General features: G+C 65.4%; 16 protein-coding genes. 9 read left to right on the top strand and 7 right to left on the bottom strand.

Annotated features, from left to right (window positions below):
* Positions 1 to 157 precede the first annotated feature (157 nt).
* The 6 genes from C8J24_RS00080 to C8J24_RS00055 all read left to right on the top strand — a co-directional run bounded on the left by C8J24_RS00080 (position 158) and on the right by C8J24_RS00055 (position 6,714).
* Complete coding sequence (locus C8J24_RS00080; RefSeq protein ID WP_338110751.1) at positions 158 to 1,003, top strand: EAL domain-containing protein; 846 nt, start codon at positions 158 to 160, stop codon at positions 1,001 to 1,003.
* Positions 1,004 to 1,142: 139 nt separating this feature from the next.
* Positions 1,143 to 1,955 carry a DUF1206 domain-containing protein gene (locus tag C8J24_RS00075; protein WP_167396662.1) on the top strand — a complete coding sequence of 271 codons (813 nt, stop codon included), beginning with the start codon at positions 1,143 to 1,145 and terminating at the stop codon, positions 1,953 to 1,955.
* Between the two features lie 83 nt (positions 1,956 to 2,038).
* Entirely contained in the window at positions 2,039 to 3,670 is a 1,632-nt protein-coding gene (locus C8J24_RS00070; RefSeq protein WP_107931330.1) for a M28 family peptidase, read from the top strand.
* A gap of 145 nt (positions 3,671 to 3,815) precedes the next feature.
* The gene (locus C8J24_RS00065) at positions 3,816 to 5,393 is read left to right on the top strand and encodes a L,D-transpeptidase family protein (protein WP_244180286.1); all 1,578 of its coding nucleotides are present in this window, start codon (positions 3,816 to 3,818) and stop codon (positions 5,391 to 5,393) included.
* 11 nt (positions 5,394 to 5,404) lie between these two features.
* Positions 5,405 to 5,758: a hypothetical protein gene (locus C8J24_RS00060; protein ID WP_208403868.1), complete on the top strand. Its 354-nt coding sequence runs from the start codon at positions 5,405 to 5,407 to the stop codon at positions 5,756 to 5,758.
* A 5-nt stretch (positions 5,759 to 5,763) separates the two neighbouring features.
* Positions 5,764 to 6,714, top strand: coding sequence for a D-alanyl-D-alanine carboxypeptidase family protein (locus C8J24_RS00055; RefSeq protein WP_234387781.1), 951 nt, complete (start codon positions 5,764 to 5,766; stop codon positions 6,712 to 6,714).
* A 69-nt stretch (positions 6,715 to 6,783) separates the two neighbouring features.
* On the opposite strand, the gene C8J24_RS00050 is transcribed toward C8J24_RS00055, so the two are convergent.
* Positions 6,784 to 7,083, bottom strand: coding sequence for a hypothetical protein (locus C8J24_RS00050; protein ID WP_056675025.1), 300 nt, complete (start codon positions 7,081 to 7,083; stop codon positions 6,784 to 6,786).
* A gap of 37 nt (positions 7,084 to 7,120) precedes the next feature.
* Entirely contained in the window at positions 7,121 to 7,630 is a 510-nt protein-coding gene (locus tag C8J24_RS00045; RefSeq protein ID WP_052149412.1) for a DUF697 domain-containing protein, read from the bottom strand.
* 262 nt (positions 7,631 to 7,892) lie between these two features.
* Between C8J24_RS00045 and C8J24_RS00040 the strand changes: the two genes are divergently transcribed.
* Positions 7,893 to 9,122, top strand: coding sequence for an ROK family transcriptional regulator (locus tag C8J24_RS00040; protein ID WP_043156719.1), 1,230 nt, complete (start codon positions 7,893 to 7,895; stop codon positions 9,120 to 9,122).
* A gap of 71 nt (positions 9,123 to 9,193) precedes the next feature.
* On the top strand, positions 9,194 to 10,090 hold the full coding sequence (locus C8J24_RS00035) for an ROK family protein (protein ID WP_107929498.1): 897 nt from the start codon (positions 9,194 to 9,196) through the stop codon (positions 10,088 to 10,090).
* Between the two features lie 54 nt (positions 10,091 to 10,144).
* Here C8J24_RS00035 and C8J24_RS00030 read toward each other — a convergent pair whose 3' ends face one another.
* From C8J24_RS00030 to C8J24_RS00015, 4 genes are all read right to left on the bottom strand, one after another.
* Positions 10,145 to 10,837, bottom strand: coding sequence for a dienelactone hydrolase family protein (locus C8J24_RS00030; protein ID WP_244180284.1), 693 nt, complete (start codon positions 10,835 to 10,837; stop codon positions 10,145 to 10,147).
* A gap of 86 nt (positions 10,838 to 10,923) precedes the next feature.
* The gene (locus C8J24_RS00025) at positions 10,924 to 11,982 is read right to left on the bottom strand and encodes a sensor histidine kinase (protein ID WP_107929492.1); all 1,059 of its coding nucleotides are present in this window, start codon (positions 11,980 to 11,982) and stop codon (positions 10,924 to 10,926) included.
* 70 nt (positions 11,983 to 12,052) lie between these two features.
* Complete coding sequence (locus tag C8J24_RS00020; protein ID WP_031394265.1) at positions 12,053 to 12,853, bottom strand: class I SAM-dependent methyltransferase; 801 nt, start codon at positions 12,851 to 12,853, stop codon at positions 12,053 to 12,055.
* A 170-nt stretch (positions 12,854 to 13,023) separates the two neighbouring features.
* Positions 13,024 to 13,674, bottom strand: coding sequence for a carbonic anhydrase (locus C8J24_RS00015; RefSeq protein WP_031394264.1), 651 nt, complete (start codon positions 13,672 to 13,674; stop codon positions 13,024 to 13,026).
* 873 nt (positions 13,675 to 14,547) lie between these two features.
* Here C8J24_RS00015 and C8J24_RS00010 point away from each other — a divergent pair.
* Complete coding sequence (locus tag C8J24_RS00010; RefSeq protein ID WP_244180281.1) at positions 14,548 to 17,382, top strand: TonB-dependent receptor; 2,835 nt, start codon at positions 14,548 to 14,550, stop codon at positions 17,380 to 17,382.
* 178 nt (positions 17,383 to 17,560) lie between these two features.
* Here the strand turns inward: C8J24_RS00010 and C8J24_RS00005 are convergent, their stop codons facing one another.
* Positions 17,561 to 18,196 (bottom strand): Crp/Fnr family transcriptional regulator, encoded by a 636-nt coding sequence (locus C8J24_RS00005; RefSeq protein ID WP_208620890.1) that lies wholly within the window; start codon positions 18,194 to 18,196, stop codon positions 17,561 to 17,563.
* Positions 18,197 to 18,693 lie beyond the last annotated feature (497 nt).

The following is an 18,693-nucleotide window of genomic DNA, read 5'->3' as shown; positions in this document are numbered from 1 at the left end:
CACGTCTACAAGATACTTGATCTATGATAATAAGCTATTACTACTCATTCTGTTAATTGTTGTAGATTAACAATGACCTCACCGAGTTTGGAGTGAGGTGGCGTCGCGCCGGTCCTCATGCCCGTCCGGCCCCGACAGAGCGCGGTAAGGAGCGACAGTGACATTTATCGACCCCGCCCCATTCCGGGCTGCAGCGCGCGCTACAGCGGACGCGATTGCACCTGTCGAGACGGCGACCCGTGTGACGTGCGGTGCCTGTGGCACCGGCAGCATGCTCCCGTTCGATTTCACGATGGCGTTCCAGCCGATCGTCAACATCGCGACGGAGCGGGTCTGGGCCTATGAAGCGCTGGTTCGCGGTGCCGACGGTGCGGGCGCGGGGGCGATCCTCGACAGGGTGTCGGGGGACATGATCTACGGGTTCGATCAGGCCTGCCGTGTGCGCGCGGTGGAGATGGCTGGCGCGCTGTTCACGCCGGGCGAGGACGTGAAGCTGTCGATCAATTTCATGCCGAACGCGGTCTATGAACCCAATGCCTGTATCCGGGCGACGCTGGGGGCAGCGGCGCGGGTCGGCTTCGACAAGCGCAACCTGATGTTCGAATTCACCGAGAACGAACGCATGCGCGACGTGCCGCATGTACGGCGGATCATCGAGGCGTACCGTGCGCAAGGGTTCGTGACCGCGATCGACGATTTCGGCGCGGGCTATGCGGGGCTGGGGCTGCTCGCCGAACTCAATCCCGATGTCATCAAAATCGACATGGCATTGATCCGCGGGATCGACGGTTCCGCCGTGAAGCGGTCGATCGTCGCCGCGGTCATCGCGTTGTGCGACGAACTTGGCATCATCCCGATCGCCGAGGGGATCGAGACTTCGGGCGAACTGGCGGCGTTGCGCGCGCTCGGGGTACGGTTGTGCCAGGGCTACCTGATCGCGCGTCCCGCGATTGCGCGCCTTCCGGTCCCCTTCGCGGACGCCGCAGAGGTGGTCCACGCCTGACGGTCCGGTGCGGCCCGGGCGCGGTACCGGGCTGCGCCGATCCGCGTCGCCGCGGCGATGTCGTGACCGCCGGCGGAACGTCGCTGCGCACGGCGGGTTTAGCCGGCGTAACGATCAATATGATCCAGGGGGATTTGCCGTGACCATCTCGGATGTCCGTGCGACGCAACTCGCACGTCTCGGCTTCGCCGCGCGCGGGCTGGTTTATTGTCTGGTGGCCTGGTTTGCCGTCGATGCCGCGATGCGCGGCGGGACGATCGCCGACAATCAGGGCGCGATCGGATCGCTGGCGGACGAGAAACTCGGTGCCGTCCTGCTGGCCGTCATTGCCGCGGGTCTGCTCGGCTATGCGGTGTGGCGGCTGACCGAAGCGATCGCCGATCCGGAGCAGATCATGCGCGACGCCAAGGGCGCCCTGACCCGGATCGGGCACGTCGTCAGCGGGATCGCGCACCTCATCCTTGCCTGGAGCGCGGCACGTCTCGCCTGGCAACCAAGGACGGGTGGCGGCGGGCAGTCCCCGGGTGACGAGAGTGCCCGCGACTGGACAGGCTGGCTGCTTTCGGTGCCGTTCGGCCGCGTGCTGGTTGCCGTGGTCGCAATCGGTATCCTCACCGCGGCGGTGATGCAGGCGAAGAAGGCCTGGAAGGGCGATTTCGTCAAGGACCTGCACAATGACGGCTCGCTGCCTTCCTATGTCTGCACGATGGGGCGGCTGGGCTATAGCGCGCGCGCGGTCGTCTTCACCATAATTGCCGGCTTCTTCGCGGTCGCGGCATGGAATGCGCATGCCACCGAAGCCGGTGGCATGGCCGACGCGCTGGCGATGCTGCAGGACCAGCCGGGGGGCAAATGGCTGTTGGCAGCCACAGGCGTCGGGCTGGGATTGTTCGGCGTCTACAGCTTTGTCGAAGCGCGCTTTCGCCGCGTTCAGGTTCGTCTGCCTGGCTGAACGTCACAGCCTTAGGCATGGGAATAGCGCGCGATCTCATTCGGTCGCTTGTGCGTGCGACGCATCACGGGCAGGTTGAGCCGATGAAACGCCTCCTGCCACTGCTGCTGCTCACCGTCTCGGCCACCACCGCCGCCATCGCCGCTGATCCACGGCCGCCCATCCTGTCGCCGGACCGGATCAAGGCGGACGTCAAGACACTGAGTGCGGATGCGTTCCACGGGCGCGGGCCTACCCAGGCGGGTGAGGCGGTCACGCTCGAATTCCTCGAGCGACGCTTCAAGCAACTCGGGCTGAAACCCATTGTCGGCGCCAGCTATCGGCAGCGTGTGCCCCTGCTGCGCTGGACCCGCGATGCCGCAACCTTCACGCTGCAACTCGGCAATCAGTCGGTGCCATTACGGCCGGGGATCGAGATCGCGGCATCGTCGCGGATCGTCGGCACGACCGCGCTCGATCATGCCGATATCGTCTTTGTCGGCTATGGCGTGGTCGAGCCGAAGCTCGGCTATGATCCGTATCGCGGGGTCGATGTGCGCGGCAAGATCGTCGTCGCCCTGGCCGGCGATCCCGATGTCGAGGCGGGACGCGACCTGGGATTTGGGGGACGGGCCTCGAGTCCGGCCGCACGGACCAAGCTGAGCGAGGCGCAGAAGCGCGGCGCAGCGGCGTTCCTGACGATCCACGAGACGTTTCCCGCGAGCTATCCCTGGCTGCAGATCGCGAACGGCGACGCGGTACCGGGCTATGCGCTCGACACCGGGACGGTGCCTGCGGCGTTCGGACTGCGCGGCAACCTGCGCAACGACATCGGGATCCGCCTGCTGGGGCAGGCGGGCATGGATTATACCACGGCAAAGGCTGCCGCACAGCGCGCCGATTTCGCTGCGATCATATTGAAGGGGGCGACCCTGTCGGCGCGTGTTCAAACGCGGATGGAGCATGTCGCGAGCCACAATGTCGTCGGCCTTCTTCCGGGCACCGATCCCGCGGCGGGCAGCATTCTCTATGGCGCGCATTGGGATGCCTATGGGGAGAACGCGTTCGATCCGCCCGCGGACCGGATCCGCAACGGCGCGATCGACAACGGGACCGGCACCGCGACGCTGCTCGAGATCGCGCACGCCTATGCGGGCGCCGCCCGGCCGCGGCGTTCGGTCGTGTTCGCGCTGTGGACTGCGGAAGAAAAGGGGCTGCTCGGCGCAAGCTGGTATGCCGACCACCCGGTCCTGCCGCTCGCGACGACGGCCGCACAGTTCAATCTCGATCCGCATGTCGTGCTGGGGCGGACCCGCGATCTCGAGCTGATCGGCGTCGGGCGAACGCCGATGGAGCGCGATCTCGAGCGGGTTGCGGCGGCGCAGGGGCTGCGAATCGTGCCCGAGGAGAATACCGAGGCGGGCTGGTATTACCGCTCGGACCATTATGCGCTGGCGCAGAAGGGCGTGCCGGGGGTGTATTTCCGCGCGGGCCGCGATCTGGTGACGGGCGGGGCGAAGGTGGGCGAGGCAATGCGCGATCGGTTCAACGCACGATGCTATCACCAGACCTGCGACGAATTCGACACACGCTGGGACATGACCGGCGCCGCGCAGGAGGGCAGCGTCGCCTATGCGCTGGGCCGCGAGGTCGCCGAGGGGACGGCATGGCCGGTCTGGAACGCGTCCGAGCCGTTCGCAGCGGCGCGCGACACGACTCGGGCGGCGCGCAAATGACGGGCACGGCCGTGGCCGGGCCGAAGGAGGCGTTGGATCCTGTGATAGTCAGCAAGGCGGCGGGAAATATCGCGTCGTCCGGGCTTTATTCAGGCTAGGGCGATATTGCCCGTGCGACGCAGGACGCGATCGCTATAGGGACGCTATGCAAAGCCTTTCAAAGACAAAGACGAACGCCCCCTGGTTCGGCACGATGCTGAGCGGTGCCGCGGTGGTGGCCCTGTTGCTCCCGGTCGACGCCGTTTCGGCCCGAGCGGCGCAGGAGCAGCTGGTGCCGCCGCAACTGTTCCAGACCCAGCCGCAAAGGCCCGTCGCCCCATCGAACCCGCCGGCCAGCCAGCCTGCGCTTCCAGCCCAGGCGATGACGCCGCGCATGGCGGTGCCGCCGGTGGTGCCTACCGTTCGCATGCCGGTGCTGTCCGTTGCCCAGGTCAAACAACTGCAGAAGCTGCTTGCGTCGGACACGATGGGGCAGGGGCTTGCGCTCGCGAGGCCGGCGCTGGTGCTCGACGTCGACAACGACACGTTGGTCCGCGAAGCGCTCGACCATGCCCGCGCTGTCCATGCCGGGCGCTTGTCCGAGGCGGACTTCCAGCGTGACTGGGGCATGCGCCCGCCCGCCTTCGACCCGCTGCCGGGCTTTGCCGATGCGGTGAAGCGTGACCGGATCGCCGCGTGGTTCGCCGCGTTGCCACCGCCCTATTCAGGGTATGACGGGCTCAAGGCCGGGCTCGAGCGCTATCGCGCGATCGCGGCGGCGGGTGGTTGGTCCATGCTGGCGAGTGGCCCGGACATGACGATCGGCGCGACGGGCCCGCGCGTGACCGCGCTGCGCCAGCGGCTCGCGGTCGAGGACAAGGACGTATCGACCGGTGGTGACCGGTTCGACGCTGCGCTGCTCGAGGGCGTACGTCGCGCGCAGCGGCGCTACGGGCTCAACCCGAGCGGGATCGTGTCGGGGCAGACGCTGGGCGCGCTGAACGTCTCGGCGACCGATCGCGTCCGCCAGATCATGGCGAACATGGAGCGCTGGCGCTGGCTGCCGCAGGAGCTGCCCAAGGATCGCATTCAGGTGAACATCGCCGCCGCGGTCCTGACGGTATTCGACGGCGACCGGCCGATCACCTCGATGCGCGCGGTCACCGGGCGGCCGGGCGACGAGACGCCGATGCTGACCTCGACGATCCACAGCGTCGTGATCAACCCGCCCTGGAACGTCCCGACCTCGATCGCGACGCGCGAGCTGTGGCCGAAGGAAAAGGCCAATCCGGGATACCTGAAGCGCAACGGCTTCAAGGTGATCGGCGGCACGCGGCTGCAGCAGGCCGCTGGTACGCAGAGCGCGCTGGGGCGGTACAAGTTCGATTTCGACAATCCCTATTCGGTGTATCTGCACGACACCCCGTCACGCGCGAAGTTCGCGAGCTTCAGCCGTCTGGCGAGCCACGGGTGCGTCCGGCTCGAAAAGCCTGCCGAGCTTGCCAACCTCCTGCTCGCGGGTGATCCGCAATGGACCCCCGAGATGGTCGCGGCGACGGTCGACAAAGGCGCGACGGTCCGGGCGCGGCTCAGCAAGCCCGTGTCGGTCTATCTGCTCTATTGGACGGCATTCGCCAGTGGTAACGGCCAGATGAACTTCCGCGCGGATCCCTATAGCTGGGATTCGACACTTGCCTCCAAGATCGAGGCACGGTCGGCGGCGCAGGCGATGGCAGCACGATGAGGGACATGACCATGACGACCAAGACACATGCGATCCGCTTCGCGCTGGGCGCGAGCCTGTTGGCGACCGCGCTCGGCGGCTGTTCCCCATCCGAGCCGGACACCGCACCCGTGACCGAAAACAGCGCGTATGAGGAAGAGGCCCCGGCTGAAGCCGAAGCGCCGGCGGTGGTTGAGGAAGCGCCTGCGCCCGCCCCTGCAGAGGTGAAAGCCGAGGCACCGCCCGCTCCGGAAATCGCGCCGGACGTTCAGATGCAGGACGATGCCGATGCGACGGGAATGACTGCGCGCGTCCGCCGCGACGGCAGCAGCGCGAGCGAACCCGCCGATGACGTGCCCGCCACGAACGAGATGGAGCCGCAGTGAGGCTGATGCCGACCGGCGCCTATCAGCGCCGTATCCCGGCCGTGCTGGCGGCGCTGGCCACGCTGGTTCTGCCCATGTCGTCTGCGGTATCGACGGCGTCGCCCGCCGGGGTGGCGAGCCGCGCCGCGCCGGTTCCGCTGGCGGCGATTCCCGGGACGGCAATGGCGGTTCCGGCTTTGGCGGAACCGGTGCTCGCCGCGCCATCGCCGGCGGCGGCGCGGACGGTGTCGGCCATCCTGATCGATGCGCGCGATGGCCGGGTATTATATGCGCAAGGGGCCAATCTGGTCCGTCGACCCGCGTCGCTGACCAAGATGATGACGTTGTTCCTGGCGTTCGACGCGCTCGACGCGAACAAGCTGCAGCTGTCCGACACCGTCAAATTCTCGCGGGCCGCGGCGAACCAGCCGCCGTCACGGCTCGGTCTGCGGCCCGGTGCCGGACTGACGGTCGGCGAAGCCATCCGGGCGATCGCGGTGAGTTCGGCCAATGACGTGGCGGTAGCGCTTTCCGAAAAACTGGGTGGCAGCGAAGCCGGCTTCGCGCGGCGGATGACTGCGAAGGCGCGGACGCTCGGCATGCGGCGCACGTTGTTCACCAACGTCACCGGATTGCCCGGCGCCAATCTCACGACCGCGACCGACATGGCCATGTTGTCCAAGGCACTGATCGACCAGCATGCGGATCGCTATGCCTATTTCAGCACCCGGTCGTTTCGCTGGGCTGGACGGCAGTTGCAGAACCACAATCACATGCTCGGCGCCTTTGACGGACTCGACGGCATCAAGACCGGCTATACGGTCGAGGCCGGGTTCAATCTGGCGGCATCGGCCAAGCGCGGCAACCGCCGACTGATCGCCGTCGTCCTGGGCGAGCGAACCGCACGCTCACGCGATCGGCTGGTCGCGCAAATTCTCGAGCGCGGGTTCAACGGCGGCGAGGGCGCCCCGAGCTAATCTGTTGCGGCTCAAGCCAGGGCACCCCGTACGCCACGGTGCACGGGGTGCCTGATTGGCGCGGGGGCGTCAGGTGCGTTCGATCAACTCGATCTCGGCCTCGACCTCGATTTCTTCATCCTCGTCGCCGCCGTGCGTGCCGTCATCCTCTGGGATGATCAGGTCGACGGTCCAGTCATAGACCTTCTCGCGGTTTTCGCCCTGCACCCAGACGCGCACAGCGCCCTTGGTGATTTCTCCACCCATCTGCCCAACAAAGTCGGAGATGAGCGTCTCGGCGGCATCCTCGTGATCGGTCGCGCCGGAGATGCACGCGGACTGCATCTCCTCTTCGAAGTCGATCAACTGTGCCCAATATTGTTTCGCCATGTGTCGGTCCTCTTCGTGGGGCGCTGCGTGCGCCGGGTCAGCGTGCGATACCGCCCGCCGGGGTCGAGACCGGAGCGATTTGCCCCGACGCGGGCAGCAAGGCCAGCGCCGTCTTGTAGCAATCCTCGATATGCGCATTGCCGACCAGCTTCATCGCGCCGAAGCTGATCGTGGCGGCGAAGGCAGAACCGACGAACGGTACATATTTGGCAAGCGATCCCGCCGCGACCCGCGCACCGACGCGCCGCAGCAGCGCGGCGACCACCCGCTTGGTAACCATGCGCCCGATCACGTTATTGCCCATGCTCGACGCCATCACCAGCACCTGCTGCGCAAGATGCGGCTCGAGCTTTTGCACCTGTTCGTGATCGAGCTGGAACATTTCGCTGATCTTCGGCAGCAGGGTGGTCAACAGGCCGACATCCGCGACCAGGTCGACGCCCGGGATCGGTACGACCGCGGCGCCCGCCGACATCAAGGATCGCCGGGTGACAAGCGACCGGCTTTCGGCGCGGACCCGCTCCAGATCTTCGAGCCGTGTAATCATCGATGTCGATCTTTCCAAATGGTTGAATTGCGGCGCGATACCACAGGCTTTGCAACTTCGCGACGTGGCTTGTTCGCTGCCGGATGCAGGCTGCCGTGCCGGCCGGTGCGGAGATATAACCAACTTGGCATATTCAATTGACCGGCTGGGGTGGATGTCGGACTATAGGATCGTATTTGGGGCCGTCGGCACGCACGACTGACGGGGCGGCGCGCGAAGTCACATCGATGCGCGCCTCGACGTTCCGGGGAGGGAGCAAGCCGTGGATTTCTCGGATTTCGAGCCGCATGCCGGTGGCGGGGTGACTGCGGAGGAACGCGCGGTGCGGCTCGGCCCGAGCCTGTCGGGCACCAATCTTGAACGGGCCGGCGACTATAACCAGCGTGTCGTGCTCCAGGTGATCCGTCGAAACCCGGACATCACCCGGACCGAGATCGCGACGATGACCAACCTCACCGCGCCGACGATCGCGAATATCACCGGGCGCCTGTTCGAGGCCGATCTCATCGTCGATGCCGGGCGCCGCAAGGGCGGACGCGGCCAGCCGGCGGTGCGGTTGCGGATCAACCCCGATGGATGCTTCGCGATCGGGCTGAACATCGACCGTGATCACGTCACGCTCGTATCGCTCGATCTGGCAGGGCAGGTCCGGTCCCGGTTCACACAGCAGATCGCGTTCGCGATGCCCGACGACATCATTGGCATCGTCGGCAAGGAGATCGCCGAGATCCGGGGATCGGGCGTGCTGCGCGCAGACAGGATACTTGGCGTCGGCGTGGCACTGCCCGACGATCTGGGGCAGGTGGCGTTGCCGCATCGTCCGGCGGGCTATGAATGCTGGGGTGCTGTCGACCTCCAGGCGCTGCTCGCCGGTGTCGTTCCCTGGTCGGTCCATATCGATAATGACGCGGCGGCGGCGGCGATCGGCGAGGCGCAGTTCGGTGGCGGGCTCGACCATGCGAGCTTCTTCTACATCCTGGTCAGCGCAGGGCTTGGGGGCGGGGTCGTCATCGACGGATCCTATTATCGCGGCGCCGACGCCCGCAGCGGGGAGCTCGGCTTTCTGCCGCTGGCGGGCATGCCGGGACAGGTGCTTCAGGACGTGGTGTCCTTGTCCGCGCTCGCCGCGCGGCTTGAACAGGCTGGCTTGACCACGCCGTTCGACCCGGCGCTGGACGTTGCTGAACAGTTCGGTGCGACACTTGATGCATGGGTCGACGAGTGCGCGAGCGCCCTCGTGCCCGCGCTGACCGCCGTCAACTGCCTGATCAACCCGGCCGCGGTGCTGATCGGCGGACGTCTCCCCGACCTGGTGCTCGACCGACTGGCGTCGGAAACGACGCGCAAGCTGATCGCGGCGGCGCCGACGATCCCGGCGCGTGCACCGATCCGGCGCGCCACACTGTCGCGCGATGCGCCCGCCGTGGGCGCTGCGATCCTGCCGTTTCTCGACCGGATCCTGCCGTCGGACGCCATCCTGATCAAGGGCTGATTGTTAAAGCAAATTGACTTTATCTTTCTCGCGGGCAGGGTGCCGCAAAATCAAGGTCAGAGAGAGATGCAGTGATCCAGATCGGTATCGACGTCGGCGGCACGAAGATCGAGGCAGCGGCCCTCGACGCCAACGGTCAGTTTCTCGCCCGCGTGCGCAGCCCGAACCCGGGAAATTACGACGGCGCCATCCGGACGATCGGCGAGCTGATCGCCAGAGCCGAGAGCGAGGCGGGCGCCATGGGCTCGATCGGCGTCGGCACGCCCGGGTCGATCAGTCCGCGCGACGGGCTGATGCGCAACTCGAACGCCACCTTCCTCAACGGCCGCGCCTTTCGCGAGGATCTGGAGACTGCGCTCGGCCGTCAGGTCCGGATGGCCAATGACGCAAACTGCATGGCACTGTCCGAAGCGGTTGACGGTGCGGCAGCCGGCGCGCGGTCCGCCTTTGCGGTGATCGTCGGGACCGGCGTCGGAGGCGGACTGGTCGTCGACGGCCACATCGTCGAGGGCGCGAACGGCATGGGCGGCGAATGGGGCCATGTCCCGCTTCCGTGGATGACCGCGGCGGAATATCCCGGTCCGTCCTGCTGGTGCGGACAAAGCGGGTGTCTCGACATGCTGATATCGGGGACCGGTTTCCGGCAGGATCATGCCGCCCGGTCCGGGCAGATGCTCGACGGGGCCGCGATCGTCGAGGCCGCGCGACACGGTGAAGCCGACGCGGTCGCATCGCTCGACGCCTATGTCGATCGGCTTGGACGCGCGCTGGCGATGATCGCCAATATCGTCGACCCGGACGTCTTCGTGTTCGGCGGCGGCATGTCGAATGTCGAGGCGATCTACGCCCGGCTTCCCGCGGTGATCGATCGCTACAGCTTCGGTGGCGACTGGAAGGGGCAGGTGGTGCCGGCCCGTTGGGGTGATTCCTCAGGCGTGCGTGGCGCAGCGCGGTTGTGGCCACGCTGAGCCTCCTGCGTCGGAGCCCGCGAGGCGCCTAGCCGGCTGACCGGCGGTGCGCCGTCATCCGGCGAGGGTGCGGTTAAATAGAGCGATGACCGCGTTCAGCGTCTGGGCGAACAGGGCGGGATCATAGCGTGGTCCCTCGTCACGCAAAAACGCGTGCTGGCCGTTGACCTCGAGCCAGCCATAATTGGCACCGACCGCCTCCAGCCGTGCGCGGATCGTCTCGCGCGCGGCAAACGGGACATGCAGGTCCTGCCGCCCCCAGATAAACAGCGTTTCCGCCTTCAGCTCCTCCATGCGCGCCAGACTGTCATCCTGCTTGCCCGCACCCAGCGTGCCGCTGTGGATGTCGGTCGCGTAAAAGCATGCCGCTGCGGCGACGCGGGGATCGAGTGCTGCGCGGTAGGCAAGATGTCCCCCCAGGCAGACGCCCATCGTCGCAAGCCGCCCGGTACAGGCGGGATGCGCAGCAAGGCCGTCGAGCGCGGCGACCGCATCCTCGTCAAAGGCGGGAACCGGTTTCGTGACCTTCAGCGCGTTGCCGCGATCGGTGCCGGCCGCGTCGTAGCGCAGCACCGTCCCGGGTTGCTCATACTCATGATAGACCTCGGGCACCGCGACACAGAAGCCGTGACCGGCGACATAGGCAGCAAGCCGGCGGATCGGGTCCGTGACCTGGTAGATTTCCGAGAACAGCAGAACGCCGGGATAGCGTCCTTCGACCGCGGGGCGGAACAGGTGCGTGCGCATGACGCCGCCTGGTGACGGCATGGCATCATCCGAAGGAGTGCCGCTGGCGATGCGAGGGATATCGATGAATTCGTCGCTGCGGATGATCATGGGGTAGGGGGCTGTCCTGCGGGGGAATGGGGAATGGTCAGCACGCTTTGTGCGCCGACCGGATCGGCGCTTCTGACGTCGAAGCTGCCACCGAGCTGTCGCGCTAGCGTGGTGGCGATCTTCAGGCCGAGGCTCGTCGAGCCGCGCGTATCGAATCCCTCGGGCAATCCGGCGCCGTCGTCGGTCACGCAGAGCTGCAACCCGGTGGCGGTCTGGACGAGATCGACCCGGATGCTGCCATGGTCGCGTCCGACCAGACCATGCTCGATCGCGTTGGCGATCGCCTCCGCCATGATCAGCGCAACGGGGATCAGCGCGTCAGGGGGGAGCATGACGCCGGGCGGTGCGGAAACGGAGTGGACGATACCGGGATTGCCGCCCGCCTCGATCACGTCGGCAGTCAGTTGATGAAGGAACTGGTCGAGCGCGATCAGCGATCCGCTGGTATCGTAGAGCTGCCGCTGGATCCGGCCGATCAGCGTGATCTTGGTCGCTGCATTGTCGAGCGCGAGAGCCGCGGCAGGGTCGGCGATACCGCGCTTCTGCAACGCGAGGACGGCCCCGATCATCTGGAGATTATTCGATACGCGGTGCTGCAATTCGCGGAACAGCACCTCTGTCCGATCAGCCAGCAGCCCGCTGCGCAGCGCAAGGTCGGCGTTGCGTTCGCGCTCGTCGCGCAGCCGGTGATTGGCCTGCTGCATCCAGTGGACCAGCGCGATGTCGACGGCAGCAACAGCGGCATAGAAGAGCAGTGCTACCGCGGTATCGACGCCGAGTGTGAACCCTTGGCGTGGCGCGATGAAATAATACCAGGCCAGCACACCGCACAACAGTGCAGCCGCTGAACCGGGACCGCGCCCGAGCAGGAAGGACGAGATGATGACCGCCGGGAAGAAGGTCAGGAACGGAAAACCGGGCGGCAGCAGGTGATCGACGCCGATCCGGATCGCGCAGGCAGCGATGGAGAGGGCGACCGCAACGCCGTACGCGATGGCGCGGCGATCCCATAGCAGCGGCAGACGTTCGAGGAAACGGAGTGGGGTGGCGGTCACACAGGTGTCGTAACAGTGTAGCCCGCCGCTTCCAAATCTTGGATGCGGCGGGTGACACTCTGCGCGGCGATCAACGGGGTTTGACGAACTTGAGCGTCATCCGGTCGCTTTCGCCGATCGCGGCATAGCGCGCGCGGCCAACATCGCCCTCGGCGTAATTGGGCGGCAGGGTCCACACGCCCTTGGGATAGTCATGCGTATCCTTCGGGTTCGCATTCACCGCGCTCTCGCCTGCCAGCTTGAATCCTGCCTTGGTGGCATAGGCGATGACCGAAGACCGCTTCATATAGCCGCTCTTGCCTTCCTCGATCTTGCCCGACGCTTCGGGCAGATGGTGTTCGACAAGGCCAAGCGTGCCGCCGGGCTTGAGCATCGCGAACATCTGGTCGAACGCGGCCTGGGTCTGATCGGCGGCCCCGAACCGCCAGTTGTGCACGTTGCGGAAGGTCAGCACGACGTCCGCCGAGCCTGCGGGAACGGTCGGCTGGCCGGCGACTGCCGGGAACATGGCATAGCGCAGCGCGCGATAGGCTTCGGGCATCGCCTGGCGCTTGGCCCGGACAGCTGCGAGACCCTTCTCGCTCGGCGCAGCGGCATAAAGCGTGCCGCGGGCCGCGAGATAGGGCGCAAGGATCTCGGTATACCAGCCGCCGCTGGGCCAGATCTCGACGACCGTGTCACCAGGCTTCACACCGAAAAACGCCAGCGTCTGGGCGGGGTGGCGGAAAGCGTCGCGCGCGATCGTCGCGGGCGTTCGCGTCCCGGCTTTGGTCGCCGCGACGAGAGCGGCGCTCGGCGCGGGATCGGGTGCGGCATACGCCGCTGTGGCGGCCGACAGGCCGGCAGCGATAACCAAGGCAAGGCGCGTCATAGGACCTCCAGTCAGAAGCCAGCAACATAGCGCCCTAATCTGACGGGCCGCAACCCGCCTACAGTCTCGGTTTCCCCTGACCATTTGCGAGAGCTCGCAGCGGCCAGCAGATAAGGTTTGAAGTAAAGATGCGCCGGGCCGACGAGACTTTCGCCGGCCCGGCCTCGGCATCAGTCCGCGCGGGGCTGAGCCGGCGTGAACCCGCCATCCTCGTCCATCACGCGCAGAATGCCGTCGTCGATCGCAAACACCGCGCCGCGGATCTCGAGATCGCCGGCAGCCTCTGCATCGCGGACGAACGGGAAGGTCCGCAGATTTTCAATCGACGTCCGAACGGCAGCCTGCTCCATCGCCTCGCGAGCCTCTTCAGACTTCAGATCGGCATGATCCTTGGCGACGGACTCGCGTGCGCCATCGAGCAGATGCACCCAGTCACTGATGAAGCCACCCTGGCCGCGCTCTGCCTTGTCGAACGTGCCTGCGAGCGCCGCCTTGCAGCCGCCGCACTGGCCATGGCCGAGTACGACGATCTCGCCGACCTTGAGCTGCGTGACCGCAAATTCCACCGCGGCAGAAACGCCGTGATAGCCGCCGCCCGTCTCGAACGGCGGAACGAGGTTGGCGACGTTGCGGACGACGAACATCTCACCAGGCAACGTGTCGAAGATCTGCGCGGGTTCGACCCGGCTGTCCGAACAGGCGATCACCATGACGCGCGGTTCCTGTCCGACTTTCAATTTCTCCCAACGGTCATGCTGGCGGCGCCAGTCGGACGTCCGAAACCGCTGGTATCCATCTACAAGATCGGCAAAATCAGTCATTGTGTATCGTCTCCCGGGATACGGCCAAAACGGCCAATTTCAGAAACCCCTTGTCATGCGAGCGGTTCCCCGGGAAGCCCGCAACACTGCCGATCCTGCGATAGGGCGAGCGATCTGCCCCGCGAGTGGCGCAGGTACGGGGGAATCGTAGGCACGCCCCCCGCACGGAGGAATTGCGCGACCATGGGGTTGGTCAGGCCCTATGCCATGGGCAGGGGCTCCGGCGCCATGGACAGGGCGCTGCCGCGCGCAGCATTGCGCTACGAGGATATTCTGCGCTCGCCTGCTCAGCGCTTTCGCTGGGGCTGGTAGCGACACCCGCCGCGCACAAACCGCATGGCTCAGTGGACGCCGCAAACATCCTATATTGGTACGGAGTGTTGCCCTTATTCGGGGTTCGCCAACGGATACCTCGCGAGCCTAAGCGAGTATTAGATCCGCTGCGGTCGATCTTGGCGTCAGTTGCCGGGGTCATGATGCGCTAGCGCCTGTCAGTAAGCGTGGGCAAGTCCCTCGACGGGCGAAGGAATGTGTCTTCGGCTCGCGACTGACACCATCTTCCGAAACGTGGAGTATCTTGGCAAATTGATGCGCTGACGCGTCTTGCCTTGTCGAACGGACTTGGCCCGGGTCTCGCTGATGTCAGGTCCGCAGCCACGGGGCAATCGCCGGACTGAAATGCGTCCCTCCCAGAATTGGTAATAAAAAGGTAATTTTCTCATTAGATTCGGAAAATGAATTTGATATAGGTAGCGGCGCCTAGACATCGACCTGGCTACCAAAAGAATACCGGGCGATTCGCGGGATTTACGGGTGCAGGCATGGGCTGCATCGGGATGGCGCGATGGCGCCTATGAAAAGGGGCTTTGACCAATGGTTCTTCCTAAGCAGATGTTGCTCGCATCCACCGCCGTGGTCGCCAGCGCGATCGCCGGGCTGATCGCGCCTGCGGGCGCCCAAACCGCGCCGTCATCGGTCCCGCCAGCCGCGGCCGAGCAGCCCGTATCCGCGCAGACACCCCCCACGCAGGCCGCCCCCTCGGGGGACGCGGACAGCGACATCGTCGTCACCGGTATCCGGGGCAGCCTGCGCAGCGCGATCGCGGTCAAGCGCGAGGCCAATGCCGTGGTCGACGTGATCAGCGCCGAAGCGATCGGCAAGTTTCCCGACCGCAACGTCGCTGAATCGCTGTCGCACATCCCGGGCGTGAGCATCGATCGGCGCTTCGGCGAGGGCGAGAAGGTCGCCATTCTTGGTACCGATCCCGCGCTGAACCGGATGCTGCTCGACGGTCATGCGCTCGCGTCGGCGGATTGGGGCGGCAACGACAATGACCCGTCGAGCCGCACCTTCAACTATTCGTTGCTCGCGCCCGAACTCGTCGACCGGCTGGAGGTGTACAAGTCGCCCGAGCCGCGGATCGAGGAGGGTAGCCTCGGGGGCACCGTCATCGTCCGCACCCGCCGGCCGCTTGAGCTCAAGGCCAATTCGATTTTCGCGTCGGGCGGCTATTCGTACAACGACCGTTCGGACAAGGGCAATGTCCGCGGCTCGGGGCTGTACAGCTGGAAGAACGATGCGGAGACGTTCGGCGTGCTGGTCGCCGCGACCTATGACAAGCAGAGCCTGACGCGCGCCGGCGTGGAATTCTTCGGCTATGACAATGCCGCGGCGAATGCGGACGGCACCTATAACAGCCCGTTCGTCAACCGCGCGCAGGACGGCACGCTCAGCCTGAAGAGCCCGGGTGCGACCATCACCGGCGGAACGATTGCGGATCTCTACAAGGCCGCATCGCCGTTCGGCATCAACTATGCCTATTTCCAGCAGACGCGCGAGCGCAAGAGCGTGTCCGGCACCGTGCAGTACCGCCCCAGCTCGGAGCTAACGCTGACGCTCAACGGCCTGCACATCAACGGCAATTACGACAATTACAGCCAATCGATGTACACCATTCCCGGGGCCTGGACGGGTAACGTGCTACAGTCGGCCAACATCAGCAACGGGGTCGTCAACGCCGCGACCTTCGGTGCCGCGACGAGCCAGAGTGCGCAGCTCGACACGCTCGTCCGCAAGACCAAGCTGACCACTGACAATCTGAACCTGTTTGCGGATTGGGAAGGCGATGACGGCGCCAAGGTGTCGTTCGCGGGTGGCTGGAGCCGGGCGAGGGGCGGGCGCAATCCCGAATATCTGTTCAACGTGCAGACCAGACTGCCATTCAGCTATGCCTTCACCAACGATACGGCGACGGTCAATTTCACCGGCGATCCGACCAACCCTGCAAACTACTTCACCAACCCGAACAACAATCCCGCACAGATCGAGGGCAGCCCGGTGCTGGTCGGCGGCACGCAGCTGAACGCCGCGCAGATCGGCGGCCTCGATTACAGCGTGACGACCGATCGCGACATCTTCGGCGGCTATGATGCGACGATCCCGGTTTCGTTCGGGCCGTTCACGCAGCTGATGCTCGGCGCACGCGTCACCGACCATGTCAACCGCATCGACGGTCGCGGCATCAACACCTATCTCACCACGTCGCAGCTTGCATCGCAGCTCAACGTGCCGACCGCGTCGACTCCGGACGGCACATTCAGCGGCAGCGGCGGGTTGGGCAACGCGACGCAGTATCTGAACCTGTCCGAACAGTCGGTGATCGATATCCTGGCGAATGCGATCAATTCGCCGCTGATCCGCAAGATCGGCGCGTCGACCCGGGTCAAGGAAACCGTCGTGGCGAGCTATGCGCAGCTCAATTTCGAGCAGAGCGGCTTTCGCGGCAATATCGGTGGCCGGCTGGTCTATACCAAGGACGTTTCGGACTATGCGCTGACGCTGTCGACCGCGGCCAACCCCAACCCCGTGCCGACCCCGACCACGACATCGACCGACTATCTGAAGTTCCTGCCGAGCTTCAATATCGCCTATGAGGCGAGTTCGTCGCTCATCTTCCGCGGTGCGGTCGCCAAGGTGATCTCGCGGCCACGCTATCAGGATCTGGCGGCATCGATCTCGCAAAACGATACGACGCGCGATGCGGGTGGCGGCAATCCCAATCTGAAGCCGTATGAGTCGACCAATTACGAGCTGACCGCGGAATTCTACCCGCGTCCGGGCAGCCTGCTCGCGGTCGAGGCCTTCCGTCGCGACATCAGCAACTACATCATTACCACCCGGACCGAGGGGGTGACTTTGTTCAATTCGCTGACCGGGCGGCTGGAGAACAATTACAGCGTTTCGCAGCCGATCAACGGCGGCAAGGCGAAGGTGAACGGCATACTCGTGTCCGGGCAGAGCGAGATCTGGGGCGGGTTTGGGCTCCAGGCGAATTATACCTATCAGGACAGCACGACCTCCTCGACCGACGCGTCGGGCGCCGATCTCAACCTTCCCTATTTGTCGAAGCACACCGTCAACGTGATCCCCTATTTCGAAAGCGGACCGTTCCAGGCGCGGTTGAGCTACAATTACCGGACGAAGTATTTCCGCACGATTGGCCGTCTCGGCTCGCGCGAAATGGTCGCCGCGTATAACCAGCTCGATCTGTCGGCAGGGTTCAATTTGACCAAGCAGGTCACGCTGTCGCTCAACGCGCAGAACCTGCTCGACGAGACCTATCGCCAGTATAACGCGACGCCCGATCGGCCCACGGCCTTCTACAAGAACGGGCGGACCTATGTCGCGTCGCTGTCCTTCCGCCTGTAGGTCTGGCGGCCGCTAGATAGGCCGCGTCTAGCCTCGCCCGCCCAGAGACCACCTGTCTGCAGACGGCTCTGTGGCGAGCGGGCGTTCATGGCTTAACGGGGTGGCGTGGCACGCTGGAGCGGTAACGCCGCCTTAGCTGGACCTCTATGAAGTAGCAGACCACCACCCGGGACGCTGTTCAGCCAAGGGCCGCACTATCACCAGAGGTACCGGGCTCCTTGGACAGTTGAAGATAGGCGGGGTCGAACGCGGCCAGATCGACCAGCGCCGGCCAGTCGTGGATCGTCAGGCGTCGGGCCTCGAGCGACAGCAAGCCGTCACGGCGCAGCTCTTGAAGCGCACGATTGGTATGGATGGACGTCAGCGCACAGGCATCCCCCAGATGAAACTGGGTCAACGGCAGCGCACAGCTGCCGTCCTGTACCAGCCCGACACGGTCCATTCGCAGATATAACTCGCACAGCAGATGTGCGATTCGCTGTTTGGCACTGCGTTGCCCGACATTGAGCGTCCAGGCGCGCTGGATCGCGGCGGCGGTCAGCGATTCCCACCACAGGGCCTGCGTCAGGGGCGGGTGGTCGATCGCAAGCCCGGCCAGCATCGGGGCATCGACCACCGCAACGCGTGCAGGGGTGATCGCGGCGATCGTCTGGTCCATCCCCGCCAGCAGGAAGACGTCGAAATCACAGACATCGCCCGGGAGATAAAAGGCGACGATCCGGCGGCGCCCATCGACGAGCATCGTGTAGCGGCACGCCCAGCCGTCAAGCAGGACATGGATCCCGCTTGGCTGCATCCCCCGGTCGAGCAACACCGTCCGTCCGGAAATCGGCCCGGCCTTGGCCGCAAGCAACGTGTTAAGCGCGACCTCCTCGGCAGCCGACAGAGGATGCCGGTCGCGCAGCTTCCGGACAAGCTTGTCCGCCGCCGGACTCCGCGTCGAAAAAGACGTTCGTGGGCCTGAGGTGCTGCCGGGGCGATGTTCGGATAAGACGCTGGTCATCAAGCAGGAACGAGAACGCCCCAGCGGGGGATGACCGGGGAAGTGTGTGATGCGCTCGGCTCACCGTTCGAATCGCTCGACTTATGGAATATCCTGATCCCGCTCAGTGGCAACGCACTTGGATTGCGTCGTTCTTGCGGCCGGGCTCGTACGATCATCGCCTATCGGACCCGGCTCCGCGCCATTGGGCGCGCAGAACGCGCCAGGGCGCAAAAATTGCCATAAAAGTGAAATTTGCGTTTGACGGGATTGGGGATGGGCCCTAGAGGGGTGTCACCGCAGCGAACGGCCACACGGTCTGGTTGCTG

The organism is Sphingomonas aerolata (assembly GCF_003046295.1).
Classification (GTDB): Bacteria; Pseudomonadota; Alphaproteobacteria; order Sphingomonadales; family Sphingomonadaceae; genus Sphingomonas; species Sphingomonas aerolata.
This window is presented reverse-complemented; position numbering and strand designations above follow the sequence as displayed.